At 69.6% G+C, this 14,439-nt stretch carries 18 protein-coding genes; 11 read left to right on the top strand and 7 right to left on the bottom strand.

Going from position 1 to position 14,439, the window contains the following annotated elements:
- Positions 1-73: 73 nt before the first annotated feature.
- Positions 74-634 (top strand): helix-turn-helix domain-containing protein, encoded by a 561-nt coding sequence (locus AB4Z01_RS22980; protein WP_441697933.1) that lies wholly within the window; start codon positions 74-76, stop codon positions 632-634.
- Between the two features lie 116 nt (positions 635-750).
- On the opposite strand, the gene AB4Z01_RS22975 is transcribed toward AB4Z01_RS22980, so the two are convergent.
- The 4 genes from AB4Z01_RS22975 to gatC all read right to left on the bottom strand — a co-directional run bounded on the left by AB4Z01_RS22975 (position 751) and on the right by gatC (position 3,828).
- On the bottom strand, positions 751-1,317 hold the full coding sequence (locus AB4Z01_RS22975; RefSeq protein WP_441697932.1) for an NADPH-dependent FMN reductase: 567 nt from the start codon (positions 1,315-1,317) through the stop codon (positions 751-753).
- A gap of 248 nt (positions 1,318-1,565) precedes the next feature.
- The gene (locus tag AB4Z01_RS22970) at positions 1,566-2,063 is read right to left on the bottom strand and encodes a GNAT family N-acetyltransferase (RefSeq protein ID WP_441697931.1); all 498 of its coding nucleotides are present in this window, start codon (positions 2,061-2,063) and stop codon (positions 1,566-1,568) included.
- A gap of 2 nt (positions 2,064-2,065) precedes the next feature.
- Complete coding sequence (gene gatA, locus AB4Z01_RS22965) at positions 2,066-3,541, bottom strand: Asp-tRNA(Asn)/Glu-tRNA(Gln) amidotransferase subunit GatA (RefSeq protein WP_441697930.1); 1,476 nt, start codon at positions 3,539-3,541, stop codon at positions 2,066-2,068.
- Positions 3,541-3,828, bottom strand: a complete 288-nt coding sequence (gatC, locus tag AB4Z01_RS22960; protein ID WP_034839555.1) for an Asp-tRNA(Asn)/Glu-tRNA(Gln) amidotransferase subunit GatC — start codon at positions 3,826-3,828, stop codon at positions 3,541-3,543. The genes gatA and gatC overlap by 1 nt, the downstream gene beginning before the upstream one ends.
- Before the next feature lie 102 nt (positions 3,829-3,930).
- Here gatC and ruvX point away from each other — a divergent pair, with 102 nt between their 5' ends.
- A complete protein-coding gene (gene ruvX, locus AB4Z01_RS22955; RefSeq protein ID WP_441697928.1) occupies positions 3,931-4,410 on the top strand; it encodes a Holliday junction resolvase RuvX in 480 nt (159 codons plus the stop codon).
- Here ruvX and AB4Z01_RS22950 read toward each other — a convergent pair.
- Positions 4,407-5,747, bottom strand: coding sequence for an aminotransferase-like domain-containing protein (locus AB4Z01_RS22950; RefSeq protein ID WP_441697926.1), 1,341 nt, complete (start codon positions 5,745-5,747; stop codon positions 4,407-4,409). The genes ruvX and AB4Z01_RS22950 overlap by 4 nt on opposite strands.
- Before the next feature lie 129 nt (positions 5,748-5,876).
- Between AB4Z01_RS22950 and AB4Z01_RS22945 the strand changes: the two genes are divergently transcribed.
- The 5 genes from AB4Z01_RS22945 (at position 5,877) to AB4Z01_RS22925 (ending at position 8,361) form a co-directional block, all read left to right on the top strand.
- Positions 5,877-6,089, top strand: a complete 213-nt coding sequence (locus AB4Z01_RS22945) for a DUF1127 domain-containing protein (RefSeq protein ID WP_441697924.1) — start codon at positions 5,877-5,879, stop codon at positions 6,087-6,089.
- A 27-nt stretch (positions 6,090-6,116) separates the two neighbouring features.
- A complete protein-coding gene (locus tag AB4Z01_RS22940; protein WP_441697923.1) occupies positions 6,117-6,998 on the top strand; it encodes a helix-turn-helix transcriptional regulator in 882 nt (293 codons plus the stop codon).
- 100 nt (positions 6,999-7,098) lie between these two features.
- Positions 7,099-7,248 carry a hypothetical protein gene (locus AB4Z01_RS22935; RefSeq protein ID WP_441697921.1) on the top strand — a complete coding sequence of 50 codons (150 nt, stop codon included), beginning with the start codon at positions 7,099-7,101 and terminating at the stop codon, positions 7,246-7,248.
- A gap of 3 nt (positions 7,249-7,251) precedes the next feature.
- Positions 7,252-8,118 carry an alpha/beta fold hydrolase gene (locus tag AB4Z01_RS22930; RefSeq protein ID WP_441697919.1) on the top strand — a complete coding sequence of 289 codons (867 nt, stop codon included), beginning with the start codon at positions 7,252-7,254 and terminating at the stop codon, positions 8,116-8,118.
- A gap of 39 nt (positions 8,119-8,157) precedes the next feature.
- Positions 8,158-8,361, top strand: a complete 204-nt coding sequence (locus tag AB4Z01_RS22925; protein WP_441697917.1) for a DUF1127 domain-containing protein — start codon at positions 8,158-8,160, stop codon at positions 8,359-8,361.
- Between the two features lie 61 nt (positions 8,362-8,422).
- Here AB4Z01_RS22925 and AB4Z01_RS22920 read toward each other — a convergent pair whose 3' ends face one another.
- Entirely contained in the window at positions 8,423-10,021 is a 1,599-nt protein-coding gene (locus AB4Z01_RS22920; protein WP_441697915.1) for a peptide ABC transporter substrate-binding protein, read from the bottom strand.
- Positions 10,022-10,206: 185 nt separating this feature from the next.
- Here AB4Z01_RS22920 and AB4Z01_RS22915 point away from each other — a divergent pair, with 185 nt between their 5' ends.
- Complete coding sequence (locus tag AB4Z01_RS22915; protein WP_441697913.1) at positions 10,207-11,415, top strand: CaiB/BaiF CoA transferase family protein; 1,209 nt, start codon at positions 10,207-10,209, stop codon at positions 11,413-11,415.
- 106 nt (positions 11,416-11,521) lie between these two features.
- On the top strand, positions 11,522-12,046 hold the full coding sequence (locus AB4Z01_RS22910; RefSeq protein WP_441697911.1) for a hypothetical protein: 525 nt from the start codon (positions 11,522-11,524) through the stop codon (positions 12,044-12,046).
- A 230-nt stretch (positions 12,047-12,276) separates the two neighbouring features.
- On the opposite strand, the gene AB4Z01_RS22905 is transcribed toward AB4Z01_RS22910, so the two are convergent.
- On the bottom strand, positions 12,277-12,576 hold the full coding sequence (locus AB4Z01_RS22905; RefSeq protein WP_441697909.1) for a hypothetical protein: 300 nt from the start codon (positions 12,574-12,576) through the stop codon (positions 12,277-12,279).
- A 193-nt stretch (positions 12,577-12,769) separates the two neighbouring features.
- On the opposite strand from AB4Z01_RS22905, the gene AB4Z01_RS22900 reads away from it, so the two are divergent.
- Entirely contained in the window at positions 12,770-12,955 is a 186-nt protein-coding gene (locus tag AB4Z01_RS22900; protein WP_441697907.1) for a DUF6726 family protein, read from the top strand.
- Between the two features lie 96 nt (positions 12,956-13,051).
- The gene (locus AB4Z01_RS22895) at positions 13,052-14,287 is read left to right on the top strand and encodes an MFS transporter (protein WP_441697906.1); all 1,236 of its coding nucleotides are present in this window, start codon (positions 13,052-13,054) and stop codon (positions 14,285-14,287) included.
- Positions 14,288-14,439: the final 152 nt, after the last annotated feature.

The raw sequence follows: 14,439 nt of genomic DNA, 5'->3' as shown, positions 1-14,439 counted from the left end.
CGCGGCTTCGCAATCAGGATTTTCCGATCGGAAACAGATGCGGGACTCGGCGGCGCATGCTTAGCTTGCGCGCATGGACAATGACGCGCCCCAGAGCCTCGGCCCGCGGCTGAAGGCGCTACGCCGGACCCGCGGCTGGACGCTGGAGGCGGCGTCCGAGCAGACCGGCCTGGCCAAGTCGACCCTGTCGAAGATCGAGAATGGCCGGATGTCGCCGACGGTCGAGGTGCTGCTGAAGCTGTCCCAGGGCTTCGGCATCGACCTGGCCGGGTTGTTCGGCGACGCCCGGCCGGCCGCGGCGGCGCGCAGCCTGACCCGGGCCGGCACCGGGCCGCGGCACGAGACCCGCAGCTACAGCCATGAGCTGCTGGCCGCCGATCTGGCGGAGAAGCGCATCACCCCGGTGCGCGCCCGGGTCAAGGCCCGGAGCCTGCTCGACTATGGCCCGCTGGACCAGCATGAGGGCCAGCAGTTCCTCTTCGTCCTGTTCGGCGCAGTGACGATGCATCTCGCCGGCGAGGCGCCGTTCCGCCTGGCCGCCGGCGACAGCCTCTATTTCGACGCCCGCACCCCGCACGCCGTCCTCTCGGATGGGCCGTTCGAGGCGGAGATCCTGTGGATCCATGCGGGGTAACGAGCTGATTCTACAAATTGTCATTGCCGGGCTTGACCCGGCAATCCAGGGGCCACCCAGAACGGCTTCGACATCTCTGGATGCCCGGGTCAAGCCCGGGCATGACAGTAAAAAGCTTACTTTGCCCGCAGCGGCTTCAGCGCCTCGGCCCAGCGGGCCAGTTCGTCCAGCATCGCGGTCGCGGCCTTCGCCTGGCCCTCGGGGACGTTCAGCTTGCCGTCGGCCACCGAATTCCAGGCCATCGGGATCGCCACCGCCTCGGTCAACGGCACCACCTTCAGCGTGGTCAGGGTCAGCTTCTCGGCCTGGACCGCGCGCATGCCGCCCGACGCACCGCCATAGCTGACGAAGCCGGCCGGCTTGTAGTTCCACTCAAGGTACAGGTAGTTCRGCGCGTTCAGCAGTGCCGGCGGCGGGCCGAAATTGTATTCCGGCGTGACGAAGACGAAGGCGTCGGCGGCGCTGACGCTGGCGGCCCAGCGCTTGGTGTGCTCATGCACATAGCGCTGCATCCGCGGATGCTCCGGCTCGTCGAACACCGGCAGGTCGAAATCCTTGAGGTCGACCAGCGTGGCCTCGAATTTGCCATGGCCGGCGGCGATCTCCTGGAACCAGGAGGCGACCACCGGACCGATCCGGGCCGGCCGGGTGCTGCAGATCACGGTGTGGAGCTTCAAGGGCACGGCACTCTCCCGTTGCGGAGCGGGTTGAAGGGGGAGCCGCGATGTTTGACGCGGCCAAGGCGTCGGCGCAAGCGCGCCGGCCTGCGTCAAATGTCCTGCGGCCGGCGGGCGATCAGAGACCCGGCGATCATCCCGCCGCATGCTTCAGAGAGCAGGCACATGGCCCCACACCGTCATGGCGAGCGAAGCGTGGCCATCCAGTCCTTCAGCCGCAGCACGTACCGGCGACAGTCTGGACGGCCAGAGGCTTACAGGAAGCGGATGCGCAGCTCGTCGTCATAGGCGCGATCGCCGATCCGCAGCGCGCCCGGCTCGACGCCATAGACCTTGAAGCCGTGCCGCTCATAGAGCCGACGGGCCGGCTCAGCCTCGGTGATCACGGCCAGCAGCACCGCGTCGAGCCCCTCGGCCCGGGCATGGTCCAGCACCGCCTCGACCAGCGCGTCGGCGGCGCCGCTGCCGCGCGCCTCGGGCCGCACATACATCCGGATCAGCGTGCCCCGGTGGCGGCGCTTGACCCCGCTCTCCCGCGCCAGTCCGACGAGGCCAAGCAGCCGGCCATCGCGCTCGGCGGCGAAGGTCGGCACCTCGGTCACGCGCCGGACGAAATCCTCCGGCGACAGCGCCGCTTCGGCCTCATAGGTCGAGCCGAACGCCTCGGGATGGCGCTCCAGCCCCTCCAGCCGAATCTCGCGATAGGCCGCGGCATCCGCAGCTTCGAGCCGGCGGATGACGAAGCCGGTCATGGTCAGGATATGGTCTGCGGCAGGGCGGTGAAGCCGGCCGCCTGCTCCATCACCTCGGCGACGCGCAGCACCGTCTCCTCGTCGAACGGCCGGCCGAGCAACTGCAGCCCGAGCGGCAGCCCGTCATCGCCGAGGCCGGCCGGCACCGACAGGCCCGGCAGCCCGGCCAGCGACGCCGGCACGGTGAACACGTCGTTGAGGTACATCGCGATCGGATCGTCCTGCTTCTCGCCGATGGCGAAGGCCGTGCTGGGCGCCGTCGGCGTCAGGATCACGTCGCACGTCTTGTACGCCTCGGTGAAGTCGCGGGCGATCAGCGTCCGCAGCTTCTGCGCCTTGGTGTAGTAGGCGTCGTAATAGCCGGCCGACAGCACATAGGTGCCGATCATCACCCGGCGCTTGACCTCGCGGCCGAAGCCGGCGGCGCGGGTGTTCTCGTACAGTTCGTTCAGGCTGTTGCCGGTCTCGCGCAGGCCGTAGCGCACGCCGTCATAGCGCGCCAGGTTGGACGACGCCTCGGCCGGGGCGACGATGTAATAGGTCGGCAGCGCGTATTTGGTGTGCGGCAGCGAGACCTCGACGATCTCAGCCCCCGCATCGCGCAGCCACTCGGCGCCTCGGCTCCAGACGCGCTCGATCTCGGCCGGCATGCCGTCGACCCGGTATTCCTTCGGGATGCCGACCTTGAGGCCGCGGATGTCGCCGGTCAGCGCCGCCTCGAAATCCGGCACCGCCATATCGACGCTGGTCGAATCCTTCGGATCGAAGCCGGCCATCGAGCGCAGCATGATCGCCGCGTCGCGCACGGTCCGCGCCATCGGCCCGGCCTGGTCGAGCGAGGAGGCGAAGGCGACCACGCCCCAGCGCGAACAGCGGCCATAGGTCGGCTTGATGCCGACGATGCCGGTGAAGGCGGCCGGCTGGCGGATCGACCCGCCGGTGTCGGTGCCGGTCGCCGCCAGCGTCATGCGCGCCGCGACCGAGGCCGCGGAGCCGCCGGAGGACCCGCCCGGCACCAGCTTGGCGTTGCTGCCGTCCTGCCGCCGCCACGGGTTCTCGACATTGCCGTAAGCGGAGGTGATGTTGGCCGAGCCCATGGCGAACTCGTCCATGTTCAGCTTGCCCAGCATCACCGCGCCGTCGCGCCACAGATGGCTGGTGACAGTCGATTCATAGGGCGGCACGAAGTTGCCGAGGATGGCGCTGCCGGCCGTGGTGCGCACGCCCTCGGTGCAGAACAGGTCTTTAATGGCGATCGGCAGGCCTTCCAGCGGGCCGCCCTCGCCGCGGGCGAGCCTGGCATCGGAAGCCTTGGCCATCTCGATCGCCTTGTCCGGCGTCTCGGTGACGAAGGCGTTGAGCCCGCGAAGGGATTCCACCGCCGCGACATGCGCCGTGGTCAGCTCGACCGAGGAGATTTCGCGCTTCTTCAGCGCGTCGCGGGCGGCGGCGAGGGTGAAGTGGGTCGGCTTCGACATCACTCGACCACCTTCGGCACGGTGAAGAACCCGGCCTTGGCCGAGGGCGCGTTGGCCAGAACCTTCTCCGGGTAGCCGCCGTCGGTCACCTCGTCCGGCCGGCGCCGCAGCCCCTGCTGCGCCACGCTGGTCATCGGCTCGACCCCGTCGGTGTTCACCTCGGCCAGTTGCTCGACGAAATCCAGGATGCCGGACAATTCGCCGGTCATGGAATCGAGCTCCGCCTCGTCGAGGCGGATACGGGCCAGATGCGCGATCTTCGCGACGGTGGCTCTGTCGAGCGACATGTCGTAGTCATCTCCGGGGAGCGGAGGCCGACCTGGGCCGGCATGGGGCCGGAACCGCGGGGCACGGCCGACGGGAAAACGGCGCGGAAGGTATCACCCGATATGGCGGTCTGCAATCTTCGCGACCTGAAGCCCCGGCTGCCCCCCGGCGGGCGGCTGATCGGCCTGGATCTCGGGGAAAAGACCATCGGCATGGCGGTGTCCGACCCCGGCCTGTCGCTGGCCTCGCCGATCGGCACCATCCGCCGCACCAAGTTCACGCCCGACGCCAACGAGCTGCTGCGCATCGTCGACGACCGCGGCGTCGCCGGGCTGGTGATCGGCCTGCCGGTCAACATGGACGGCAGCGAAGGGCCGCGCTGCCAGTCGGTGCGCGCCTTCGCCAAGGACCTGCTGAAGCTGCGCGAGCTGCCGATCGCCTTCTGGGACGAGCGGCTGTCGACCATGGCGGTGCAACGCCAGATGATCGAGTTCGACGTCACCCGGAAGAAGCGCGCCAAGGCGGTGGACACCGCCGCCGCCGCCTGGATTCTGCAGGGCGCGCTGGACGCGCTGCAGTTCGGGGCGCCGCCGACCCTCTAATCCACCGCGATCCGGTCCGGCGCGGCCCGCGCCAGCCGGGCCAGGGTCTCCAGCGCCTCGCGCAGCACCTCGGGCGGCGGCGAGGCCAGGGCCAGGCGCACCGCGGCTGGCGCGTGGCCCGGGCCGGTGGCATAGGCCGGGCCGGGGGTCAAAGCGATGCCCTTGCGGGCGGCCGCGGCGGCGAAAGCCTCGGCCCGCCAGCCTTCCGGCAGCTCCAGCCACAGATGGTAGGCCCGCGGGTCGCCGCGCAGATCGAACCCGGCCAGGACCTCGCGGGCGATCACCTGGCGCTCCTGCGCATCCTGGCGCTTCTCCGCGGCCAGAACCGCCGCCGTACCGTCCTTCATCACCTGCATCCCCGCCGCGAACTCGAAGCCGCCGGGCGCCCAGGGGCCGGACCGGATGGCGCTGACCAGCGGCTCGACCAGGGCCCGGGGCGCGACGGCGAACCCCATCGACAGGCCGCGGGCCACCCGTTTCGACAGGCTGTCGACCAGGACGACATGGTCCGGCGCCAGCGCCGCCAGGGGCGGCCCGTCCTCGGCCAGGAAGCTGAACACCCGGTCCTCGATCGCCACCAGCCCGGTGCGGCGCAGCACCGACGCCAGGTCGGCGCGGCGGCCGGCGGGCATGGTCATGCCCAGGGGGTTGTGCAGCATCGATTGGACATACACGCCGCGCAGCGGCGCGGCCCGATGCGCGGCATCCAGCGCGTCCGGCCGCAGCCCGTCCTCGTCCATCGCGATCGGGACCAGGGAGATGCCGAGCCGGGCGGCGATGCCCTTGATCACCGGATAGCTCAGCGCCTCGATCCCGATCCGCCCGCCGATCGGCGCCAGCGCCGACAGGGTCGCGGCGATCGCCTGCCGCCCATTACCCGTGAACAGAATGAAGGCCGGGTCGGGGTCCCAGCCGGGGCGCCTGAGGAATTCCGCCGCCGTGCCTTGCACGGCCGATGTGCCGAAGGCCGGCACCGCCTGCAGGATGCCGCCGAAGACGTCGGGCCGCAGCAGGCCCTGCAGGCTCTGCGCCAAGATCGCCGGCTGGGTGGCCAGGATCGGGAAGCTGGATTCGAGGTTGATCGGCGCCTGCCAAGGCTCGGCCAGCACCGAGGCCGGCACCGGCGCCGCGGCGCGGACGAAGGTGCCGCGCCCGACCTCGCCCGACACCAGCCCGCGCCGGGTCAGCTCGGCATAGACCCGGGCGGCGGTGGAGGCGGCGATGCCGCGGCGATAGGCGAAGTCGCGCTGCGGCAGCAGCCGGTCGCCCGGGCGCAATTGCCCCGAGGCGATCTCGCCGGCGACGGCGTCGGCAATGCGGCGGAAATCATCCAGCATCTAAATTGCTCCGAGAGCAATACTGTGATTGCACCGATATCATGCTCGGATCAATCTGCGAATGCAATCCCGCAATTGCGGCGTCCGGGCATCGTGCCCCGCCGGCTGCGGGCCACCAGGAGACCTTCCATGTCGACGCGCGTTGTCGAGCGCCGCGTTCCCCGCTCTGCCCTGCCCCATCCCGCGACCTTCGCCGGGCTGCGGCAGACCTTCAGCCTGTGGCTGCGGCGCGCGCGAACCCGACGCCAGCTCGACTCGCTGAGCGACCACGAGCTGCGCGACCTCGGCCTCGACCGCGGCGATGCCGTGGTCGAGGCGCGGAAACCGTTCTGGCGCGGCTGAGCCTCGCCTGATGCCAGCCGGCAGGGTATGATCGGCGACAAGCCCTGCCCTGCCGGAGGCGGCATCCGCCGCAGCACGATGTCGGATGTCTCTGCCGAAACCCTGCTGCAGACCGAGGTCGTCGCCATCCGCGACGTCGTCTGCGACGGCACGTGCCGGCATCGCAGCGCCGAGGAATGCGCGCACTCCGCCCATCTGGTGTTCCCCTATCGCGGGGTCTTCGTCCGCCATCTCGGCACCGACGACGCCGTGGCCGAGGCCAACCAGGTGGTGTTCTTCAATCCGGCCGAGGGCTATCGGACCAGCCATCCGGTCGCGGGCGGCGATGCCTGCCTGGACCTGGTGGTCGACGACGCGCTGCTGCGCGAGCTGGCGCCGGCGGAGCTGCTGCACGAGGGCGCCACGACAGCGTTCCGCCCACAGCGGCTGCGGATCGATGCGCGCAGCCAGGCGCTGGTGGCGCTGCTGCGGCACAGCCTGAAGCGGAACGCGGCCGAAACGCTGGAGGCGGAGACCTTGGCGCTGACCCTGGTGCGGCGCGCCATCGGCGAGCGCACCTCGCACCAGGCCGGGGCCAGCCGGGGCCTGCAGAAGCTGGTCGACCGCGCCAAGCTGGCGCTGTCCGCCGATTTGGCGCGGCGCTGGACCCTGGCCGAGATCGCGGCCGAAGTGGGCGTCTCGCCGGTCTACCTGACCCAGGTGTTCCGGCAGGTCGAGGGCATGCCGCTGTACCGGTACCAGCTGCGCCTGCGGCTGGCACAGGCGCTGGACCTGCTGGGCCGATACGACGACCTGACCGCGCTCGGCCTCGATCTCGGCTTCTCCAGCCACAGCCATTTCAGCGCCGCCTTCCGCCAGGCCTATGGCCGCACCCCGGCGGAGTTCCAGCGCTCCGTCCGCCTGCGCTGACCAGCCTCGCCGCAAGTCCCTAAAGATTCCGACAGCGGCCGACCCGGCGGAAAGCGTCTTCTGTCCCTGCCCGGACATCGGGCGGAACCGGAGAAGCCCCATGAGCGAGAGAACCTGCGCGGCCTGCGATTGCGAGCTCGAGGCCGAGACGATCAAGGTGACGATCGGCGGCCAGACGGTGGAGGTGTGCTGCGAGGAGTGCGCCCGGGCGCTGGGCGAGGCCAACGCCGCGACCGCTGGCGGGGAGTGAGCGATGCGCTCCCTGGAAGCGGTCATGGAGAAGCGCCGCGTCGACACCCCGTCGGGCAGCGTCGCCTATGCCGAGGCCGGCGCCGGGCCGGTGGCCCTGTTCGTCCACGGCGTGCTGCTGAACGGCCATCTGTGGCGGCATCAGCTGGCGCAGCTGTCGGACATCCGCCGCTGCATCGCCGTCGACCTGCTGGCCCATGGCGACACCGAGACCGGGCCCGGCCAGGATGTGTCGGTGACCGCCAACGCGGTGATGCTGCGCGAATTTCTCGACGCGCTCGGCATCGAGCAGGCTGACCTGGTCGGCAATGACAGCGGCGGCGGCATCGCCCAGATCTTCGCGGCAACCAACCCCGAGCGCGTGCGCAGCCTGGCCCTGACCGACTGCGACGCCCATGACAACTGGCCACCGGAGGCGTTCAAGCCGTTCCTGGCCATGGCCGCTTCCGGCGGGCTGCGCGGTGTTCTCGACGCGATGCTGGCGGACAAGGATGTCTACCGCTCGGCCCAGGCCCTCGGCCCGGCCTATGAGCATCCGGAGCGGGTGACCGACGACGACATCGAGGCCTATCTTCGGCCGCTGGTGCGCAGTGACGCGCGCACCGACGACTTCCGGCGCTTCCTCGCCGCCTTCGACAGCCGGCATACGCTGGCGGTCGAGGACCGGCTGCGCACCCTGACGGCGCCGACCCTGATCGTCTGGGGCACCGACGATGTCTATTTCGACGTGAAGTGGTCGCACTGGCTGGCCGAGACGATCCCGGGCACCCGCCGGCGGGTCGACCTGAAAGGCGCGCGCCTGTTCTTCCCCGAGGAGCGCGCGGTCGAGCTCAACCAGGAGCTGCGCGCGCATTGGGGCCTGCGCCGCTAGCCGGCCCTCCCCCACCTTCCTTCAAGCAGGAGACACACCATGTCGACCTACGCCCTCGAGCGTCGGATTGCCCCCGCTCGTCCCGGCCTCGCCACGGGCCTCATGCAACTGGTCGCGGTCTGGCTGCGCCGGTCCCGCACCCGCCCGCGGCTGTGGACGCTGAGCGACCACGAGCTGCGCGACCTCGGCCTGGAGCGCAGCACCGCCGACCGCGAAGCGCTCAGGCCGTTCTGGAAAGGCTGAAAATTGAAAGGCCCCGCCTCCGGGTGGGAGGCGGGGCCCGATCCGACGGCTCGGAAACGGCCTACCGTTCGACCGTCAGCCAGCGGCTGAGATGGTTGTCCAGGACGTTGTCCTGCCAGCCCTTCACCTTGGTCGAGAGCATCCGCTTGCTGGTGTAGTAGTAGATCGGGATGATCGCCTGGTCGGCCATGAACAGCTGCTCGGCCTGGGCCAGGATCTGGGCCCGCTTGGTTGGGTCGGCCTCGACCACAGCCGCATCCATCAGCTTGTCGTAGTCCGGGCTGGCATAGTTCGGATAGTTCTGCTCGCCGGCGGTGCTGCGGAACAGGTCGAGGAAGTTGCTGGGGTCGTCGAAATCGCCGATCCAGGAGGTGCGACCGATATCCTTGTACTCCTTCTTTCGCAGCGCGCTCTGCATCGTGCCCCATTCGAGATTGGTCAGGGTGGTGTCGACGCCGAGCTTCTGCTTCCACATCGCGCCGATGGCGACGGCGATCTTCTTGTGGTTTTCCGAGGTGTTGTAGGCGATCTCCACCGTCAGCGGCTTGTCCGGGCCGTAACCGGCCTTGGCGAACAGCTCTTTGGCCTCGGCGTCGCGCTGGGCCTGGGTCTCGCCGGCCTCCTTCGCCGTCCAGGCGGCGAAGTTGCTCATTCCCGGCGGCACGAAGGTGTAGGCCGGCAGCTCGCCGCCCTGGGTGATCTTGCCGACCATCACGTCGCGGTCGATCGCCAGCGACAAAGCGTGGCGCAGCTCCGGATGGCTCTTCCAGGGCTCGTGGGTCAGGTTGACCGTGTAGTAGTAGGTGCCGATATAGGGAACGATCCGCACCTCGTCGGCCATGGTCTGCTTCAGATTGGGGATCTGCTGGTTCGGCAGGGTGTAGGTGTAGTCGAGCTCGCCGGTCTTGAAGCGCTGCAATTCGGCGTCGACATCCTCGGTCACGAAGTAGTTGACGGTGTCGATCTTGACGTCGGCGGCGTCGTGGAAGGTGGGGTTCTTGGCCAGCTTCACATGCGACTGCGGCACCGCCTCGGCCAGCATGTAGGCCCCGTTCGACACCATGTTGCCCGGCTTGACCCACTCGTCGCCGAACTTCGTGAGATTGGTCTGGCTGAGCGGGAAGGTGGCGTGATGGGTCAGCGTCGACAGGAAATACGGCGTCGGCCCGGTCAGCGTGACCTCCAGCGTGTGGTCGTCGACCGCCTTGGCCCCGAGCGTGTCGGCCGGCTTGGTGCCGAGGCGGATGTCCTTGGCGTTGACCACCTGGTCGATGAAGTAGCCGTAGGGGCTGGCCGTCTTCGGGTCCAGCAGGCGCTTCCAGGCGAACACGAAGTCACCCGCCGTCACCGGCGAGCCGTCCGACCACTTGCCGTCGGCGCGCAGCTTGAAGGTGTAGGTCTTGCCGTCGTCGGAGACGGTCCAGCTCTCGGCCGCGCCCGGGATCGGTTGCGCCTTGGCGTCCTGGGTCAGCAGGCCTTCGAACAGGTCGTTCTGGACGTTCGCCTCGCTGACGCCCGACGATTTGTGGATGTCGAGCGATTCCGGCTCCTGGCTGTTGCCGGCGTTCAGCACCATCTCGGCCGCGGCGATCTGCGACATCCCGCCCAGCAGCGCTGCCGCCAGCAGGCTGCGGATAAGAACCCTGGAGAAGCCTTGCATCTTGTGTATCCCCCTGTTGGGCTGGCTCTTCTTCGGAGCTCAAGGCTATGGCCTATACCACCGATACGCCCCTGCCAAAAAGGAGGAAGGTCTTAACCTGGGGTCATGATCCCTCGAGGTCCGGGCCGATTGCGGCCCCGCCCCGCCTGGGCTAACCAGAACGGAGCATGGAGGAGTCCCCGAGAATGACCGACAGCCCCGCCGGCGCCCTGGCCGGCCTCAAGGTGCTCGACCTGACCCGGGTGCTGGCCGGCCCCAGCGCCACCCAGATCCTGGGCGACCTCGGCGCCGACGTGGTCAAGGTGGAGCGGCCGGGCGTCGGCGACGACACGCGGAAATGGGGCCCGCCCTTCCTGCAGGATGCCGACGGCGCCGACACCAGCGAGAGCGCCTATTATCTCAGCGCCAACCGCAACAAACGGTCGATCGCCATCGACTTCACGCAAGAGGACGGCCGTGCCCTGCTGCGCCGGCTGGTGGCCGAAGCCGACGTGCTGGTCGAGAACTACAAGCTTGGCGACCTCGCCCGCTACGGCCTCGGCTACGATGACCTGAAAGACGAGTTCCCGGCGCTGGTCTACTGCTCGATCACCGGCTTCGGCCAGACCGGCCCCTATGCCGCGCGGGCCGGCTACGACTATCTGGTCCAGGCCATGGGCGGGATCATGAGCCTGACCGGCCCGGTCGACGGCGAGCCGATGAAGGTCGGCGTCGCCATCGCCGACCTGATGACCGGCACCTACGCCACCATCGGCATCCTCGCCGCGCTCGAGCACCGCCGCCGCACCGGCCGCGGCCAGATGGTCGACCTGGCGCTGCTGGACACCCAGGTGGCCTGGCTGTCCAACGCCGGCCAGTACTACCTGACCTCGGGCGTGCCGACCCCGCGCACCGGCAACGGCCACCCGACCATCGTGCCCTACCAGGCGTTCCGGGCCGAGGACGAGCACCTGATCCTGGCGATCGGCAACGATCCGCAATTCGCCAAGTTCTGCGCCGTCGCCGGCCGGCCGGAGCTGGCGGCCGACCCGCGCTTCGCCACCAACCAGGCCCGGGTGCGCAACCGCGAGGTGCTGGTGCCCATCGTCGCCGGGCTGATCGCCGGGAAGACGCGCGGCTTCTGGCTCGAGGCGCTGGAGGCCCGGCAGGTGCCCTGCGGCCCGATCAACACCATCGACCAAGTCTTCGCCGACCCGCAGGTCGTGGCCCGCGGCATGCGGATCGAGATGCCGCATCCGCTGGCGCCGGAACCGGTCGCCCTGATCGGCAGCCCGATCCGGCTGTCGGAGACGCCGGTCAGCTATCGCCACGCCCCGCCGGTGTGCGGCGCCGACGGCGAATCGGTGCTGCGCGACTGGCTCGGTGAACCGAAACCCGCTTCCGGGCGTTATTAGGGGGATAGAGGCTGGCGTCACGCGCCGGCGAGGCGGGCGCACCCACGGGCTGCGTCGCGCAAGGGTTCGTCGTGCTCGGGCGCCCTGAAAGACGGAGAGCAGAGACATGGCCAAGACTGTCCATGCGGCGTCTGCCGCCGCCCTGGCCGCGCTGCTGATCGCAGCGCCGGCCATGGCCCAGACCGTGATCGTGCCGTCACCGGCCCCGACGATCGTGCAGCCGGCACCGACGGCGATCGTGCGGCCGCCCCCCGCGGTCGTCGCCCCGCCGCCGGCCCCGGTGATGGCCGAGCCGCTGACCTATCCGGTCGACCCCAACACCCGGATGCAGCAGCCCTATGTGGTGCAGGGCGGCGTGCAGCCGCGGCACCCGGCCGTCACGGCGATGCCGAGCGGGCCGGCCCCCGGCGATCCGCGCGAATACGCCACCGACACGCCGATCACGGTGACCGGCCATGTCGACGGCGTCAGTCATCTGGGCGGCGTCACCTCGTTCCGGCTGCAGACGGCGACCGAGGCCTGGACCGTCGTGGTGCCGGGCGACACCGGCCGTATCGGGCGCTCCGCCACGGTGACCGGCTATCCGCATGTCGAGATCCGCAACCAGCTGCTGGCCGAGAGCATCCGCTGAGACGGACGCCCTTCATCGCGGCTGATCGCTGAATAAAAAGAACCCCGGCGTCGAGGCCCGACGCCGGGGTTTCGTGACTGATCGCTGGAAGGGGGAGAGATGCGATCAGGTCACGGGGGTGGACGACGGCACCGCCGTCGTCGAGCTCGTCTTGCTGGCTGAAAGAACCCCGGCGCCGAGGCCCGACGCCGGGGTTTCATGAACGATCGCTGGAAGGGGGAGAGAAGCGATCAGTTCACGGGGGTGGACGACGGGGCCGCCATCGTCGAGCTGGTCTTCTTGTGGGTCCTGGCATGCTTCCTGGCATGCTTGGTGGTGTGCGCACGGTGGTGGGCCGTGTGATGCGTGGTCTTGTGGGCGGTTGCCGCCGGCGTGGTGGTGGCGTCCGTGCCCGAGGTCTGGGCGAAGGCAGCGACGGGCAGGGCCAACGTCATGATGCCGGCGAGGATAAGTTTCCGCATAGTCTTGCGCTCCCGGGAGCCGTGTTGAAACGGCACATCCGACAGTGCCGCGCAGAAAGAGAACGCCATGAATCGCCCCTTCGGAGCATCTTAATTCTTGGTAAGGCGCCTAAACTCTCGGTAAACTTGCAGCCTCGGCTAACTCGGCCGTTCCGCATCAGGTGATCATCCCATCGCGGCGTCGGCGCTGCCCCATCGCCGCGGCAGGGGTGTTATGATGTCGGCACCGACGCCGTTCCCATCCCGGAAGCAAGGACGAGAGATGATCACCCGCGCTCACCGCCGACACGCCCGCTGGCTGGCCCTGGCCGCCGCGGCCGTCGCCCTGGCCGGCTGCGGCGTCGTCGCCGCGCCATTCCGCGTCACCGGCGCCGTGGTCAAGGCCGTGCCGATCGTCGGCCATCCGGTCGCCGCCCCGTTCGACGCCACCGGCGACGCCATCGACTGACCCCAGTTCCGGATCGCCGGGCAGCCATCCGGCGATCCGGGTTCCGTCACCCATCATGACCCGTTATGGTCGGCGCCCCTCTTCCACGCGCCGCCGATGACCGCCGATCCCTCTGCCGCCGCATCCGGAAGCATCTTCCGCCACCGCGGCTTCGCCTATTACTGGACCGCCCGCCTGATCGCGACCTTCGCGGTGCAGTTCATCAGCGTCGCCGTCGGCTGGCAGGTCTACGACCTGACCCGCGATCCGTTCGATCTCGGCGTGGTCGGGCTGGTGCAATTCCTGCCGTCGCTGCTGCTGGTGCTGGTCACCGGCGCCGCGGCCGACCGCTACAACCGCCGCCGGATCATGGCCGTCTGCATCGGCGCGGAGATCCTGTGCGCGCTGGCGCTGCTGGTCCTGACCATCGGCGGCGACCACCGGGTCTGGCCGATCTTCCTGGTCCTCGCCGGCTTCGGCATCGCCCGCGCCTTCCTCGGCCCCGCGGTGCAGTCGCTGCTGCCCAACCTGGTGCCGCCGGCGGAGCTGTCGACCGCGATCGCCTGGAACTCCTCATCCTGGCAGATCGCCACCATCAGCGGCCCGGTGATCGGCGGCCTGCTGTACGGCGTGGCGCCGGAGATGCCCTACGCCCTCGCCATGGTGCTGATGGCGGTCTCGATCGGGCTGGTGACGCTGATCCCGAAGCCGGCGCAGAAGACTGTGCCGGAGCCGGCGAGCTGGGACAGCCTGGGGGCCGGCTTCCGCTACATCTGGGGCGAGAAGGTGGTGCTGGGCGCGATCTCGCTCGACCTCTTCGCCGTGTTGCTGGGCGGCGCCACCGCGCTGATGCCGGCCTTTGCCCGCGACATCCTCGAGGTCGGGCCCTGGGGTCTGGGCCTGCTGCGGGCCGGCCCGGGCATCGGCGCGCTGGTGGTGGCGATCTGGCTGGCCCGCCGGCCGATCGAGGACCAGGCCGGGCTGATCATGTTCGCCTGCGTCGCCGGCTTCGGCGCCGCCACCTGCATCTTCGGCGCCTCCACCCTGCCCTGGCTGTCGATCGTGGCGCTGGCCCTGATGGGCGCCTTCGACATGGTCAGCGTCTATATCCGCGAGACCCTGATCCAGCTGTGGACGCCGGATGCGCTGCGCGGCCGGGTGAATGCGGTGAACATGGTCTTCGTCGGCGCCTCGAACGAGCTCGGCGAGTTCCGCTCCGGCATCTCGGCCTCGCTGATCGGCGTGGTGCCGGCGGTGGTGGTCGGCGGCCTCGGCACCATGGCGGTGGCCGGGCTGTGGTCGACCTGGTTCCCGCAGCTGCGCCGCATCCGCCACCTGAACCACGCCGCCTAGAGCGGTTTATTTGAATCGGATCTCGCCGGTACGATCGGGCTCGGCAGAACAGATTGCCTCTCCCGCCAGGCGGGAGAGGCAACGCGAACATCCGAAATCCTCTCGCTCCTGCTGATCGCGCCGGAGCGGTCCGGCCTCAAACCATTGTGCTC

Origin of the sequence: Inquilinus sp. YAF38 (genome assembly GCF_052113205.1) — a bacterium.
Classification (GTDB): domain Bacteria; phylum Pseudomonadota; class Alphaproteobacteria; order DSM-16000; family Inquilinaceae; genus Inquilinus.
The sequence above is the reverse complement of the archived record's forward strand: the minus strand, read 5'-3'. Positions and strand labels throughout refer to the sequence as shown.

Coding starts and splice junctions, on each gene's coding strand:
- AB4Z01_RS22950 (WP_441697926.1), bottom strand. CDS start 5,747: ATGCTGGATGATTTCCGCCGCATTGCCGACGCCGTCGCCGGCGAGATC.
- AB4Z01_RS22940 (WP_441697923.1), top strand. CDS start 6,117: ATGATCGGCGACAAGCCCTGCCCTGCCGGAGGCGGCATCCGCCGCAGC.
- gatC (WP_034839555.1), bottom strand. CDS start 3,828: ATGTCGCTCGACAGAGCCACCGTCGCGAAGATCGCGCATCTGGCCCGT.
- AB4Z01_RS22970 (WP_441697931.1), bottom strand. CDS start 2,063: ATGACCGGCTTCGTCATCCGCCGGCTCGAAGCTGCGGATGCCGCGGCC.
- AB4Z01_RS22920 (WP_441697915.1), bottom strand. CDS start 10,021: ATGCAAGGCTTCTCCAGGGTTCTTATCCGCAGCCTGCTGGCGGCAGCG.
- AB4Z01_RS22910 (WP_441697911.1), top strand. CDS start 11,522: ATGGCCAAGACTGTCCATGCGGCGTCTGCCGCCGCCCTGGCCGCGCTG.
- AB4Z01_RS22895 (WP_441697906.1), top strand. CDS start 13,052: ATGACCGCCGATCCCTCTGCCGCCGCATCCGGAAGCATCTTCCGCCAC.
- gatA (WP_441697930.1), bottom strand. CDS start 3,541: ATGTCGAAGCCGACCCACTTCACCCTCGCCGCCGCCCGCGACGCGCTG.
- AB4Z01_RS22900 (WP_441697907.1), top strand. CDS start 12,770: ATGATCACCCGCGCTCACCGCCGACACGCCCGCTGGCTGGCCCTGGCC.
- AB4Z01_RS22915 (WP_441697913.1), top strand. CDS start 10,207: ATGACCGACAGCCCCGCCGGCGCCCTGGCCGGCCTCAAGGTGCTCGAC.
- ruvX (WP_441697928.1), top strand. CDS start 3,931: ATGGCGGTCTGCAATCTTCGCGACCTGAAGCCCCGGCTGCCCCCCGGC.
- AB4Z01_RS22980 (WP_441697933.1), top strand. CDS start 74: ATGGACAATGACGCGCCCCAGAGCCTCGGCCCGCGGCTGAAGGCGCTA.
- AB4Z01_RS22925 (WP_441697917.1), top strand. CDS start 8,158: ATGTCGACCTACGCCCTCGAGCGTCGGATTGCCCCCGCTCGTCCCGGC.
- AB4Z01_RS22945 (WP_441697924.1), top strand. CDS start 5,877: ATGTCGACGCGCGTTGTCGAGCGCCGCGTTCCCCGCTCTGCCCTGCCC.
- AB4Z01_RS22905 (WP_441697909.1), bottom strand. CDS start 12,576: ATGGCGTTCTCTTTCTGCGCGGCACTGTCGGATGTGCCGTTTCAACAC.
- AB4Z01_RS22935 (WP_441697921.1), top strand. CDS start 7,099: ATGAGCGAGAGAACCTGCGCGGCCTGCGATTGCGAGCTCGAGGCCGAG.
- AB4Z01_RS22930 (WP_441697919.1), top strand. CDS start 7,252: ATGCGCTCCCTGGAAGCGGTCATGGAGAAGCGCCGCGTCGACACCCCG.